The 12554-nt window shown below is 63.7% G+C and carries 12 protein-coding genes and 1 tRNA gene; 6 read left to right on the top strand and 7 right to left on the bottom strand.

Features of this window, described 5'->3' with window-relative positions:
• Positions 1 to 68: 68 nt before the first annotated feature.
• Positions 69 to 143, bottom strand: a tRNA-Gly gene (locus NKJ04_RS31945).
• A 230-nt stretch (positions 144 to 373) separates the two neighbouring features.
• Between NKJ04_RS31945 and NKJ04_RS31940 the strand changes: the two genes are divergently transcribed.
• The 4 genes from NKJ04_RS31940 to NKJ04_RS31925 all read left to right on the top strand — a co-directional run bounded on the left by NKJ04_RS31940 (position 374) and on the right by NKJ04_RS31925 (position 2981).
• Positions 374 to 871 carry a prolyl-tRNA synthetase associated domain-containing protein gene (locus NKJ04_RS31940; protein ID WP_128304309.1) on the top strand — a complete coding sequence of 166 codons (498 nt, stop codon included), beginning with the start codon at positions 374 to 376 and terminating at the stop codon, positions 869 to 871.
• 84 nt (positions 872 to 955) lie between these two features.
• The gene (gene trxA / locus NKJ04_RS31935; protein WP_023810887.1) at positions 956 to 1957 is read left to right on the top strand and encodes a thioredoxin; all 1002 of its coding nucleotides are present in this window, start codon (positions 956 to 958) and stop codon (positions 1955 to 1957) included.
• Between the two features lie 103 nt (positions 1958 to 2060).
• The gene (locus NKJ04_RS31930; RefSeq protein WP_023810888.1) at positions 2061 to 2732 is read left to right on the top strand and encodes an LON peptidase substrate-binding domain-containing protein; all 672 of its coding nucleotides are present in this window, start codon (positions 2061 to 2063) and stop codon (positions 2730 to 2732) included.
• Between the two features lie 9 nt (positions 2733 to 2741).
• Complete coding sequence (locus tag NKJ04_RS31925) at positions 2742 to 2981, top strand: Trm112 family protein (RefSeq protein ID WP_023810889.1); 240 nt, start codon at positions 2742 to 2744, stop codon at positions 2979 to 2981.
• A 226-nt stretch (positions 2982 to 3207) separates the two neighbouring features.
• On the opposite strand, the gene NKJ04_RS31920 is transcribed toward NKJ04_RS31925, so the two are convergent.
• From NKJ04_RS31920 to NKJ04_RS31910, 3 genes are read right to left on the bottom strand one after another with little or no spacing between them, the layout of a single operon-like run.
• Positions 3208 to 6555: an error-prone DNA polymerase gene (locus tag NKJ04_RS31920; protein ID WP_352679725.1), complete on the bottom strand. Its 3348-nt coding sequence runs from the start codon at positions 6553 to 6555 to the stop codon at positions 3208 to 3210.
• The gene (locus NKJ04_RS31915) at positions 6552 to 8027 is read right to left on the bottom strand and encodes a DUF6504 family protein (RefSeq protein WP_352679722.1); all 1476 of its coding nucleotides are present in this window, start codon (positions 8025 to 8027) and stop codon (positions 6552 to 6554) included. Before NKJ04_RS31915 ends, NKJ04_RS31920 begins: the two co-directional genes overlap by 4 nt.
• A complete protein-coding gene (locus NKJ04_RS31910) occupies positions 7969 to 9021 on the bottom strand; it encodes an ImuA family protein (protein WP_352679719.1) in 1053 nt (350 codons plus the stop codon). Before NKJ04_RS31910 ends, NKJ04_RS31915 begins: the two co-directional genes overlap by 59 nt.
• Before the next feature lie 182 nt (positions 9022 to 9203).
• Between NKJ04_RS31910 and NKJ04_RS31905 the strand changes: the two genes are divergently transcribed.
• The gene (locus NKJ04_RS31905) at positions 9204 to 9626 is read left to right on the top strand and encodes a metallopeptidase family protein (RefSeq protein ID WP_023763026.1); all 423 of its coding nucleotides are present in this window, start codon (positions 9204 to 9206) and stop codon (positions 9624 to 9626) included.
• A gap of 31 nt (positions 9627 to 9657) precedes the next feature.
• Here the strand turns inward: NKJ04_RS31905 and NKJ04_RS31900 are convergent, their stop codons facing one another.
• Positions 9658 to 10344: a TetR/AcrR family transcriptional regulator gene (locus tag NKJ04_RS31900; protein ID WP_128304305.1), complete on the bottom strand. Its 687-nt coding sequence runs from the start codon at positions 10342 to 10344 to the stop codon at positions 9658 to 9660.
• Between the two features lie 169 nt (positions 10345 to 10513).
• On the opposite strand from NKJ04_RS31900, the gene NKJ04_RS31895 reads away from it, so the two are divergent.
• Entirely contained in the window at positions 10514 to 11200 is a 687-nt protein-coding gene (locus tag NKJ04_RS31895) for a hypothetical protein (RefSeq protein WP_206638048.1), read from the top strand.
• Here NKJ04_RS31895 and NKJ04_RS31890 read toward each other — a convergent pair.
• Together NKJ04_RS31890 and NKJ04_RS31885 are read right to left on the bottom strand one after the other, a co-directional pair.
• Complete coding sequence (locus NKJ04_RS31890) at positions 11187 to 11393, bottom strand: DUF1737 domain-containing protein (protein ID WP_013528780.1); 207 nt, start codon at positions 11391 to 11393, stop codon at positions 11187 to 11189. The two genes, NKJ04_RS31895 and NKJ04_RS31890, sit on opposite strands and share 14 nt — an antisense overlap.
• 51 nt (positions 11394 to 11444) lie before the next feature.
• The gene (locus NKJ04_RS31885; protein WP_352679714.1) at positions 11445 to 12335 is read right to left on the bottom strand and encodes an HpcH/HpaI aldolase/citrate lyase family protein; all 891 of its coding nucleotides are present in this window, start codon (positions 12333 to 12335) and stop codon (positions 11445 to 11447) included.
• Between the last annotated feature and the right edge of the window lie 219 nt (positions 12336 to 12554).

Below are 12554 nucleotides of genomic sequence, written 5' to 3'. Positions count from 1 at the left end.
AGGCAAGCCCAAAAACGAAAAAGCCGCGGAGTTCCGCGGCTTTCGATGCTTAGTCCCCTGGAGGAAACTGGAGCGGGTGAAGCGATTCGAACGCTCGACCCCAACCTTGGCAAGGTTGTGCTCTACCCCTGAGCTACACCCGCTCGCACGGCGTCTTGGCCGCAAGCCGGGCCTATATGGCTGAAGAGCGCGGCGATTGCAACAGGGAAATCGCAGGCTTTTTGTGACACGCCGCGCCGGGCCGGCAAGCCGCCGGCGGGCGGCGGGGCGCCAGCGCGAAGGGCGGTGCCGCTCCCCATGATGTCGCATGACGGTCTTGTGTCGGCTGCCCCATTGGCCGTAAACGGCTGGCTTGAGAAACGGAACGAAACCGATGCCGAAGACCGAAGCCGATTTGATGGCCTTTCTCGCTGAACTCGGGATTGCCGCCTCGACGAAGCGCCATCCGCCGCTCTACACGGTCGCGGATTCGCAGGCGTTGCGCGGCGAAATCGCCGGCTCGCACACGAAGAACCTGTTCCTGAAGGACAAGAAGGATAATTTCTTCCTGGTCACCGTCGGCGAGGACGCGGTCGTCGACCTGAAGCAGATCCACCAGGTGATCGGCGCCGCCAGCCGGGTCTCCTTCGGCAAGCCGGAGATGCTGATGGAGCTGCTCGGCGTCACACCGGGCGCCGTGACGGTCTTTGGCGTCATCAACGACACGGCAAACAGGGTCAAGCTCGTGCTCGACAAGGATTTGATGGAGCATGCGGTGATCAATGGGCATCCGCTGACCAATGAGGCGACGACATCGATCGCGGCGCGGGACCTGATCAGATTCGTCGAGGCAACCGGGCACGATGCTGCTATCTTGAAAGTCTCCGTGTGATCGCCACATGGATGGCTTGAGTCAGATGGTCTGAAGCATAGGGCGCCTGGCCGCCGGCCGGCGGCGCCACGGAAGGGTAAAGAGATGAGCGACAACAATCCGTTCGGCGGCTCCTTTGGCGGTAATGGCGGCCAGTACACCACCTCGGTGCAGTATGGTGGAGCGGCGCCGGCGCCGGCGAAAGTCGCGCTTGGCGATGCGCCCGCCGCTCCCGCCGATGTGATCAAGGACACGACGACGGCTGCCTTTGCCGCCGATGTCATCCAGGAATCGCGCCGCCAGCCGGTGCTGGTCGATTTCTGGGCGCCCTGGTGCGGGCCTTGCAAGCAGCTGACGCCGCAGTTGGAGAAGGCGGTCAAGGCCGCCGGCGGCAGGGTCAAGCTGGTCAAGATGAACATCGACGACCATCCCTCGATCGCCGGCCAGCTCGGCATCCAGTCTATCCCGGCGGTCATCGCCTTCAAGGACGGCCAGCCGGTCGATGGCTTCATGGGCGCCATCCCGGAGAGCCAGATCAACGAATTCATCACCAAGGTCGGCGGCAAGGGCAACGGCGCGCCGCCGGTGGCGGAAGCCCTGGCCGCGGCGACCGAAGCGCGCGAGGCCGGCGACATGCAGACCGCGGCCGACATTTATGACGCCGTCCTGGCGCAGGCGCCGGAGACGATCGAGGCGATCGCCGGACTGGGCGAACTGTTGTTCGACGCCGGCGACACGGAAGGCGCCGAGGCGCTTTTGGCAACAGCCCCGGAGGCCAAGAAGGATGCGCCGCCACTGGCAGCCCTGCGCGCCAGGATGGCGGTTGCAGCGCAAGCGGCAGCTCTCGGCAATCCAGCCGAGTTCGAGCGCCGGCTGGCGGAAAATCCTGGGGATCACCAGGCGCGCTTCGATCTGGCCATGATCCAGAACGCCAACGGCGACCGCACTGCGGCCGCAGACAATCTGCTGGCCATCATCAAGGCCGACCGAAGCTGGAACGAGGATGGCGCCAGGACGCAATTGCTGCAGCTGTTCGAGGCATGGGGCATGACCGACGAGGCAACGCTTGCCGCGCGCCGCAAATTGTCGGCATTGCTGTTTTCCTGAGCCGTTTGCCGGTTGTTTTGCCGCACGGGCTTGGCGTCGGCCATGACTGCGCCAGATTAGAACTGCCATGACGCGCTTCTGGTGAAGCGATCGGAGGAATATGGTGCAAGCGGGAAACGCGCATTACCGGCTCGCCAAGGATTTGCCGTCGACGATCCCGATCTTTCCGCTCGAGGGTGCGCTTTTGCTGCCGGGAGGCCGCATGCCGCTCAACATCTTCGAGCCGCGCTATCTGCAGATGGTGGACGAGGCGATTGCCGGCTCGCGGCTCATCGGCGTCATCCAGCCCAGTCTCGACGGCGCCTTGCGCGGCGATGGCGAGCCGGAGCTCTGCAATGTCGGTTGCGCCGGGCGCATCATCGCCTTTTCCGAGAGTGGCGACGGCCGCTACCTGATTTCGCTACAGGGCGTGTGCCGGTTCCGCATCGCCCACGAATTGACGGTCAAGACGCCGTTTCGCCAGTGCAAGCCCGCGCCTTTCCTTGCCGATCTCGACGAGGATCAGGCGGACAATGAGATCGACCGGCCATCGCTGCTCAAGGCGTTTCGCGCCTATCTGCAGGCCAACGATTTGGAGGCCGACTGGGAAAGCGTCAGCCGCGCCGAAAATGCCATGCTGGTCAATGCGCTGTCGATGATGGCGCCCTACGGGCCGGCCGAGAAACAGGCGCTGCTCGAAGCAGCCGACCTGAAGACCCGGGCGGAGACGCTGATCGCCATCACCGAAATGGCGCTGGCGCGCGAGAATGAGGACTTTGGCTCGAGTTTGCAGTAAGAGGGCGCGATGGCGGACGGACGTGACGAGAGGAAGGTCGACCCCAAGCTGCTGGAGCTGCTGGCCTGCCCGCTGACCAAGGGGCCGCTGGCCTGGGATCCAGAGCGCGGCGAACTGATTTCCAGGGTCGCCAAGATTGCCTATCCGGTGCGTGACGGCATCCCGATCATGCTGCCCTCCGAGGCGCGGACGCTTTCGGTGGAGGACGTGCTCGCCCCGCCGCCGCCACGCTTGGGTGGGCCGGGCTGAGTTCTTGCACCACAGGCTGGCGAGGTGGGCGGGACAGCACCCCCCTCTGGCCTACCGGCCATCTCCCCCGCAAGGGGGGAGATTGGATGTAGTCTCGGCTTTCGCTAATCTCCACGGTTGCTGGAATGTGCGAAAGCGCCAAAGCTGCCAATCTCCCTCCTTGCGGGGGAGATGTCCGGCAGGACAGAGGGGGGGTGCTGTCCCGCTGCCATCGAAGTTTTTGACACTACTGAAAATTCCGCCCCTTGGGCATGACCCTTTCCGCTTCTTCCGACAGCGTTGCGAGATCCTGCCGGATCGGTGCGCTTTGTTCGGCGGGGCTGGAGTGATCCGAACGCTCCTTGGCGAGGTCTCCCGGAGGAGCCGCTGGTGCGGCTTCGCTGACCTTCTCCAGAAGCACGGTCAGCCAGGGCGTCAGATCCTCGATCCTCTCGGCGACGATGTGGACCACGCCCGATTCCGACTGCAATTTTCCGGTGACCTTGACGAACCGGGCGCCCATGACGATGGGTCGGTAACGGTCGAAGGTTCTTTGCCAGAAGATGACGTTGGCCACCGCCTTGTCGTCCTCCAGTGTCAGGAAGATCGCATTGCCCTTGCCGGGGCGCTGCCGCACCAGCACGAGGCCGGCGACGGAGACGCGCCTGCCGTCACGCACGGAAGGCAGGTTCGCATTGGGAATGACGCCGGCGCGGTCGAGCCGCTCGCGCAGGAAGGCGACCGGATGCGCCTTCAGCGACAGGCCGAGCGCGCGGTAATCATGGATGACATGCTCGCCGAGCGGCATTTTCGGCAGCTTCGTCTCGGGCTCCAGCTCGCGCAGGCGAAGCGCCGGCTGGTCGAACAGCGGCAGCCTTTCGGCGGCGCTCTTGCCGTCGAGCGCGCGCACCGCCCACAACGCTTCGCGACGATCAAGGCCGAGCGAGCGGAAGGCATCGGCCTGCGCCAGTTTTTCGATCTCGCCGATATCAAGGCCGGAGCGCAGCCAGACATCCCGGACGGATCCGTAGCCTGAGCCGCGCCGTTCGACGAAGGCCGCCATGCGCTCCTTCGACAGGCCCTTGATCTGGCGGAAGCCGAGCCGGACGGCATGCTTCGTCTCGATGACGCCGCGCATTTCGGCATGGCGCGGGAGGATACGGGCCGGATCGAACGGCGCCTTTTCCAGCGTACAATCCCACACCGAAAAATTGACGTCGACGTCGCGAATGTCGACGCCATGGTCGCTTGCGTCGCGCACCAACTGGGCCGGCTGGTAAAACCCCATCGGCTGTGAATTCAGGATCGCGGCGCAGAACACGTCGGGATAGAAGGTCTTGAACCAGCAGGAGGCATAGACGAGCAGGGCGAAGGAAGCGGCATGGCTTTCGGGAAAGCCATATTCGCCAAAGCCCTCGATCTGCTTGAAGCAGCGCTCGGCGAAGTCCTTCGTGTAGCCTTTGTCGACCATGCCTTCGATCATGCGGCGACGATAATTGCCGATGGTGCCGGTGCGCTTGAAGGTGGCCATGGCACGGCGCAGTTCATCGGCCTCGCCCGGCTTGAAGCCGCCGGCAACGATGGCGATCTTCATCGCCTGTTCCTGGAACAGCGGCACACCAAGCGTCTTGCTGAGGATCGCCTCCAGCTCCGGCTTTTGATACTCGGCCTGCTCCTTGCCTTGCCGGCGGCGCAGATAGGGGTGGACCATGTCGCCCTGGATCGGGCCCGGCCGCACGATCGCCACCTCGATGACAAGGTCATAAAAGGTTTTCGGCTCAAGGCGCGGCAGCATCGACATCTGGGCGCGCGATTCGATCTGGAAGACGCCGAGCGTGTCGGCGCGGCAGATCATCTTGTAGACCTGCTTGTCCTCCGGCGGCAGGGTGGCCAGCACATAGGGCTGCCCATACGGGTCCCTCGCCTTTGGATAATGCTCAGTGAGCAAGGTGAAGGCGCGTTGCAGGCAGGTCAGCATGCCGAGCGCCAGCACGTCCACTTTCAGGATTTTCACTGCGTCGAGATCATCCTTGTCCCACTCCACCATCTTGCGCTGGTCCATCGCCGTCTTGACGATGGGCACGATCTCATCGAGCCGGTCCCTTGTGATGACGAAGCCGCCGACATGCTGCGACAAATGGCGGGGAAACCCCATGATCTCGTTGGCGCGTTCCATCACATGCCGAGACACCGGATCGGTGCGGTCGAGGCCGCCGGCGCGGGCTTCCTTCTCGCCGAGCTCCGAGGTCGACCAGCCCCAGATCGAGCCGGAAAGGGACGTCCTGATATCCTCGGACAGGCCCATTGCCTTCGACACTTCGCGCAGCGCCGACCGGCCGCGATAGCTGATGACGGCGGCGGCAAGTGCTGTGCGCTTGCCGCTGTATTTCGTATAGATGTATTGCATCACCTCTTCGCGTCGCTCATGCTCGAAGTCGACGTCGATATCCGGCGGCTCGTTCCTCTCCTCGGAAATGAAGCGCTCGAAGAGCGTATCGATCTTGTCGGGTCCGACTTCGGTGATGCCGATGCAGAAGCAGATGATCGAATTGGCGGCCGAACCACGTCCTTGGCAGAGAATGCCCTGGCCACGGGCGAATTTGATGATGTCGTAGACGGTCAGGAAATAGCGGGCGTAGTTGAGGCGCTCGATGAGAGTGAGCTCTTCCTGGATGCGCTTGATCACCGAATCCGGCACACCCGCCGGATAGCGGTTGGCCGCTCCCTCCCGAGCCAGCCGCTCCAGTTCAGCCTGTGGGCCAAGACCCGATTCCGTCGGCTCGTTCGGATAATTGTACTGAAGGTCGCTCAACGAAAAGGTCAATTCTTCCGCAAACCGCAAGGTCTCGGCCAATGCTTGCGGATGCCTGCGGAACAGGCGCGCCATCTCCATTGGCGGCTTCAGATGGCGCTCGGCATTGGCGCTGAGTTGCAGCCCGACCTCGGCGACGGGCGTGTTGAGGCGGATCGCGGTCAGCACGTCCTGCAGCGGGCGCCGTTCGGCCGTGTGGTAGAGAACGTCGTTGGTCGCCATCAGCGGAATACCGACGCTCTCGGCAAGCGCCGCGGCCTGCTCGATGCGGAAACGGTCATTGCCGGCGTAGTCGGGCGAAACGGCCAGACGGAGATTTCTGCCGAAACGATCCTTGAGCAGCCGAAGCAAGGCGAGACCGTCCTGCGCGCCCGCCGACAGACCGGGCAGGACCGCCAGCGACATCAGGTCACCCCATTCGAGAAGGTCGCCGCGCTGCAGAAGGGTGGCGCCTTTTTCGTTCTCGTCGCGCAGATTGGCTTGGGTGAGCATGCGGCAGAGATGTCCCCAGCCCTTGCGGTCCTGGGGATAGGCGAGGATGTCCGGCGTGCCGTCGCCGAAAACCAGCCGGCAGCCGGGGTGATAGGAGAGTTTTTCGACCTTGGCCTGCTGCCAGGCGCGAACCACGCCGGCCACCGTGTTGCGGTCGGCAAGCCCGATCGCCGAGAAGCCCAGGAGCTTGGCCGCGACCACCAGCTCCTCCGGCTTGGAGGCGCCGCGCAGGAAGGAGAAATTCGACTGGATGCCGAACTCGGCATAGGGGATGACGGTCAGCGCGTTCATGCGAAGACACCATGCATGAACCAGCGCGGCGGGACCTGCGTGTTGCCGTAAAGACCTTGCCGGTAAAGCCAATAGCGGCGACCATCGGCGTCCTCGATACGGAAGTAGTCGCGGGTTGACGTGATCGGGTCGCTCGCTGCCTCGCGCCACCATTCGGCGGCGATGCGTTCCGGCCCTTCGGCACGCGTGACCCGGTAGAGCGCGCGGCGCCAGCGGAAGTTCAGCGGTGGTCCTTCCGGCATTTCAGTGGCCGGCACATCGATGGGTTCGGGCGAGCGGAACAGCCGGATTGGCCGTTCCGGCGGAAAGATGGTTTGTGGTGCCTGCAGCCTGCCGGGCTTTTTCGGCGGCGTGGTCCGGCGTGGCGCTTCGGTGAAGGGGATCGTGGCGACGGCGCGCTCCGGCAGATGGCTTTCGACCGCGACCGGCCGGAGAACCGCGCCCTCGCCGAGCCGGGCGCGGATGCGGTCGGCGAACAGCGCGATGTCGGCACCGTCGTCGGCCGTTTCGCCAGTCAGATCGGCCTGCTGCATGTCGAAGGTGGCTGCCGCCAGCACCGAAAGCCGCACCAAGTCGAAGCCATAACCGGCATCGATATCCTGTTCGAGCGCGGCCAGCCGCTCATGGAACAGTTTCTGGATCAGCATGGGTTCGCGCATCGGCCGCGAGGTGCCGAGCGCGATGCGGCTGACGGCGCCGTCGACCCGAAAGAGCAGCAGCGCCAGTGTCCTGGCACCCTCGCCGCGGCGCTCGAGATCGATTTTCAAGGTCGCCGCCAGCATGCCCACCAGCCGTTCGATGTCCTCGGTCAGGGTGACGGGTTCGGCGAGATGGCGTTCGACCGAAAGCGGCGCGACGGGAAGGCGCGGCGACACCGCTTCGTCGAGACGGCCAAGCGCCTGGTCGAGGCGCAGGAGCAGCAAGGCGCCGAAGCGGCGGGCGAGCGGCGCGCGCGGTGCCGCCATGACGGCGCCCGCCGTGCGCAGGCCGACGCTTTCCAGGCTGGTGCGGGTCGCCGGCTCAATGCGCAGCGCGGCCAGCGGCAGGGGTGCCAGCAGCGCTTCCTCCTCGCCTGACACAACGATGCGGTCGCCGCAAAACCGTGCCGCCGCCCAGGCCGCGCCCGGCGTCGCGGCAAGCCCGGCACGGACATCGAAACCCTGATGGAAGAAGCGCGACAGGATGTCGTCCAGCATGGCACGTTCGCCGCCGAACAGATGGGTGCAGCCGGTGACGTCGAGAAACAGGCCGTCCGCGCCATCCAGCGCCACCAGCGGGGTGTAGCGGTCGCACCAGTCGGCAAGGCCTTCGAGCAGGCGGCGGTCGGCTTCCGGATCGGCCTCGACGATGTCGATCGACGGATGCATGGCGCGCGCATCGGCGATGCCCATGTCGCGCTTCAGGTGCAGCGCCTCAGCCCGCTCGTCGAGGGCCGAGATGCGCTGTGCGTTGCGGTCGCGATGGCTGATCACGAGCGGCGGGTGAGATGGGTGATCCGACGGCCGGGAACGCCAGGACCGCCCCAGACGCTGGCGCAGGACTCTTTCCGCCGCCAGATAGGGAAACCACAGGGACAGGATTCTTTGGCCGGTTTCTTTCCCCACCTGCTCCTTCGTCTCCCGCTCTTTCGTCGCCCGCTCTTTCGTCGAATGCGCATTCATCGGGATTCCACTCCAGTGTGAATTGTCCAGGCAGGGCCGTGCGGCTCTTGCCGATGGTGAGGGTGAAGGCCGGGCGGCCGATCGAGCCGGCCAGCGGCCCGGCGATGGTGTCGCGCGGCACCGCCGGTGCCGACGTGACGATGAGGCGGACGGGTGCCGCCGTCGGTTCGGGCTCGGCCGCCTGCCGCAGCAGGAACACCGGGCGGCCGGCCGCTTGCGCCCTTGCATGCAGCCGGCGTGTCGCGGTCAGGTCAAGCCGCTGCGGATTGCCGCGAATTTCGAGGATGACCGCGGCGAGCGCCGTCATCCGGGCCGCCTCCTCGGCGACCCACAGCGCATCGACAAGTCTCGGTGCCTCGGAAAACAGCAATTGCTCCGGCTCGATGCCGAACGAGGCGTGAAGCCCCCTGGCATAGGGAAAGCCGGCCTCGCGAAAGATCTCCGATGTGCCGATCCACAGCACCGGCAGCCCCGGCGTTTGCTTGAGGATCAGGCTTGTGAGCGACAAAGCGAAGCCGGCGACGGCCCCGGCATCGCGGGTTTGCGTGCCATGGATTTCGCTCAGGGCGGCCTTCGGCAGGCCGCCGCTCAGGGCGGCGTCGAGGCGCTCGACGCCAACAGGCAGGAACGCATCCGGCAACGCCGCGGCAATGCCACGCCGGACGATTGTGAGATCGGTGTTGACGTCGGCATCAAAGGGCGCGGCGGCCGGCGCAGCCAAGCGCTCGGGCAGCGTTCCCTCGATTTTCGCGATCTGGCGGCGCAGGGCAAAAACAGTCTCCCGCGCCACAGCGGTCATCGCCATGACGGTCAGCTTCCACTCACATTGTTCCTGTTATGTTCTCTATAGATTCCAGAGCGCATCCCAAGAGTCAAGCAGACACATAGGGAATTATTCCTCTCGGCATGGATGGCGCAGGCGCATCGGCCCGTGTCATTTGCCGATTACGGTGCGAAAGCCTATATGCCGGGATCAAAGGACAAAGCATGGCCCGCATCTACAAGACCCGCACCTGGCACGACGAACTCTCGCCCTCGATGGACGAAATGGAGTTCCTGGCGCTGGAGGCGTACGCCCATCTGCCGGAGGATTTTCGCAAGCTGACCGGCGAGATCGTCATCCAGATCGCCGAATTCCCGACCGACGAGATCATGGACGATCTGTCGCTGGAAACGCCGTTCGACCTGCTCGGTCTGTTCGAGGGACGCGGCATCGCCGAGCGCTGGAACCCGCAGACCGGCGAAGGCCCGAACCGGATCACGCTTTACCGCCGCGCCATCCTCGACTACTGGTCCGAGAACGAAGAGACGCTGGGCGACATCGTCACCCACGTGCTGATCCACGAGATCGGTCACCATTTCGGCCTGTCGGACGATGATATGGAGAAGATCGAAGAGGCGGCGGAATAGCTGGTTCCTGCGTCGCGTGAAATGTCCATTCCTATCCAGTCGGTCCAGAACCCAGCGGCGGCAAGGGTTTCTGGGATCCCGCTTCAGATAGGTTGGTCATTCGGCTGATGAAAAGATGCAGCGCCTTGCGCACGGCGAGCGATGGCGGCTCGGACGGATGCCACTCCGGAAAATGACCATCAACCACCATTCGTGCCAACCCATAGACAAAGGCACGAGCGGCAAGAACCAGATGATCGAAATCCGCGTTCGCAGCCAGTTGACCCTGGTGTTGCGCTTGGGTCAGCAGGTCGATCATCTTCCGGCGAATGGCCTCATTCTGACCGCGAAGACTGTCCGACGCGTCGAAATCAATCAGGGTTCGGGAACTGATGATCTGGAAATGCGTGGGATTGGCGATCGCCCATTCCAGATAGCCTTGTCCGATTGCTTCGAAGGCCACGATGGGATCCGCGCTGTCGACTGCTGAAAGTGCATTGGCAACGGCCTCTGTCAGCCGGTTCATGGCCTGTTCGGCGACCGCGGTCAGTAGCGCTGTTTTCGACTGAAAATGCCGGAAGGGGGCGCCGGGGGAAACGCCGGCCCGCTTTGCGGCTTCGCGCACGCTTACATTGTCGGGGCCGCCTTCCTCGACAAGTTGAATTGCAGCATCGATCAACGTGTCGCGCAAATTGCCATGGTGGTAGCCGGTGCGGCGAGGCGTCTTGGCGTTTGCCATCTCTTTTCCTTCGTTCCGTAGAGCTGCTTCACGCGTTTGTAGCACGATCCGCGATTTATGTAATCACTGTTTACAATGCAGACAAGAGCATGTAAGCAGTGATTACAGATGGGATCGGAACAGGCCTGCGGTCTTCGCGGCTCCCGTTTTCCCAGTTGAGGAGACGACCATGCTCGCCACAACCGCCGAACCCCGCCGTCCGCAATCGACTATTTCGCTTCGGAGTCCAGCCGAAGAAGCTCAACACAAGGAGAATTCCACGACCATCCAGTCGAGCGCGGCTGTGCCCAGCGCTACGCTTTATCGGCTTGCCTCCGCGGCCGGCGTCGGAAGCGCGCTTATTCTCCTGGTCAACGCGGCCAAACGCAGCTCGCTCATCGCGACCACCGATCTGACGCAACTTCTCGCACCGGTCGCCGAGATATTGGCGCTTGGTCTTGTCGTCGGCCTGTTTCTTGCGTTTGGCCGGCGCGCGGGCCTGTTCGGCACCATCGCGTTTGTCATCAACTTCGTTGCACTGGCAAGTTTGGTCGGCGTGGAAGTGGTGATCAATCTGGTATTTTCGAAACTTCCGCTGACAACCATCATCGAGCTGCGCGCCGGCCCTCTCGGACTGGCTTTGGTCGTCAGTTCGTTCCTTTTTCTGCTTGGGACACTTGCGTTTGTAATCTCTCTTGTCGTTGCAAGAGGCGTTCCGCGCATTCCACTCGCCCTCTATTTCATTGGCGCGGTGCCTATCGCGCTCCGTGCGTTCGTGCCGGAGTGGGCTCTTGACCTGGGCCTGGTGACGCTTGCGGCAGCCATCGCCTGGCTGGCCGGCTGGCTGTGGATGCGAGCGGAGCCTACCAGTCGCTGAGCTTCGTATCGGGTCCGTATTCCTGGCCGTCTATATCCTTGACCACGGCCTGGCCGCAACGCATCGCTTTGGCCTTCTTGTCGTAGGCATAGGTCGGCGAGCCGAACAGGTGCCAGCCCTTGTTCAGCGCCGCCGTCACCTTGTGGCAGAAGCTGGCATCGTCCGGAGCGGACAGAAAGCGGTAGAGTTTCATTGTTCAATTCCTGTCGTGAGTAGCTATAGCTCGCCCGCATCCATCGAGCATTTATGACCCGATGGCGGCTGCCTTCGCCAGCAGTTTTTCGGCCTGCGCCAAGTGCAGCCGCTCGACCATCCTGCCGTTCAGCGCGATCACGCCCTTGCCGGCATTTTCCGGCAGCGCGAAGGCTTCCTTCACCGAGCGCGCCTCGGCCACCGCTTCCATGGACGGCGCAAAGGCTCGGTTCGCGGCTTCGATCTGGGCCGGGTGGATAAGGCTCTTGCCGTCGAACCCCATGGCTGTGGCTTCCGCGCATTCATGTGTGAAAGCGTCGAGGTCACGAAAATCGTTGGAGACGCCGTCGAGCATGTCGATGCCGCCGGCGCGCGCGGCCAGCACCATCTGCATCAGCCATGGCACGAGGTAGCATCGATCAGGCGTTGCCAGAATGCCGGTCTCCTTGACCAGATCATTCGTTCCGGCAACGAAACAATTTAGCCGCGAGGCCGGATCACGGCCAAGCTCGGCGATGGCGCCGATGTTGAGCAGCGCCTTGGGCGTCTCGATCATCGCCCATAGTTTCACGCTATCGGGGACAAAATTGTCGTCAAGCACATCGCCGGCCTCGAGCAGGTCGCGCGGCGTGTCGACCTTGGGCAGAAGGATGCCGTCGGGCTCACAGCTTGCGGCAGCCAGCAGGTCGTCGGCGCCCCATTCGCTTGATATCGCATTGATGCGCACGATCATCTCGCAGCGTCTGCCAATATGGCTGGCAACGGGATGGCCGGCGAAAATGCTGGCCAGTTTTTCGCGGGCAGTGATCTTGTCGGCCGGAGCGACGGCGTCTTCCAGGTCGATGATGACTGCGTCGCAGGCAAGCTGCGCGATCTTGGCCAAGGCCTTGTCGTTGGAGGCCGGGATGTAGAGCACGGAGCGGCGCGGGCGATAGGTTTCCATGGGTGATCTATGCCGCTTGTGGTTGGTGGAGGCAAGCCTGCAGGGCTGTGCCTGAGGCGAGCCAATCCCGAAAGCTGGTGCTGCCCCTTGCGAAGCAGTTGCGGAAGGGGGCCCCTTCCTCTCCCCCGTCGACCGGGGGAGAGCGACTATCTGGGGTGTCAAGTTGCAATTACGAACTCGTTGCGCGCATCGCGTGCTTTTGCATTGAGGATGACCAGG

Source organism: Mesorhizobium sp. M0618, from assembly GCF_040320765.1.
In the GTDB taxonomy this organism is placed as follows: domain Bacteria; phylum Pseudomonadota; class Alphaproteobacteria; order Rhizobiales; family Rhizobiaceae; genus Mesorhizobium.
This window is presented reverse-complemented; position numbering and strand designations above follow the sequence as displayed.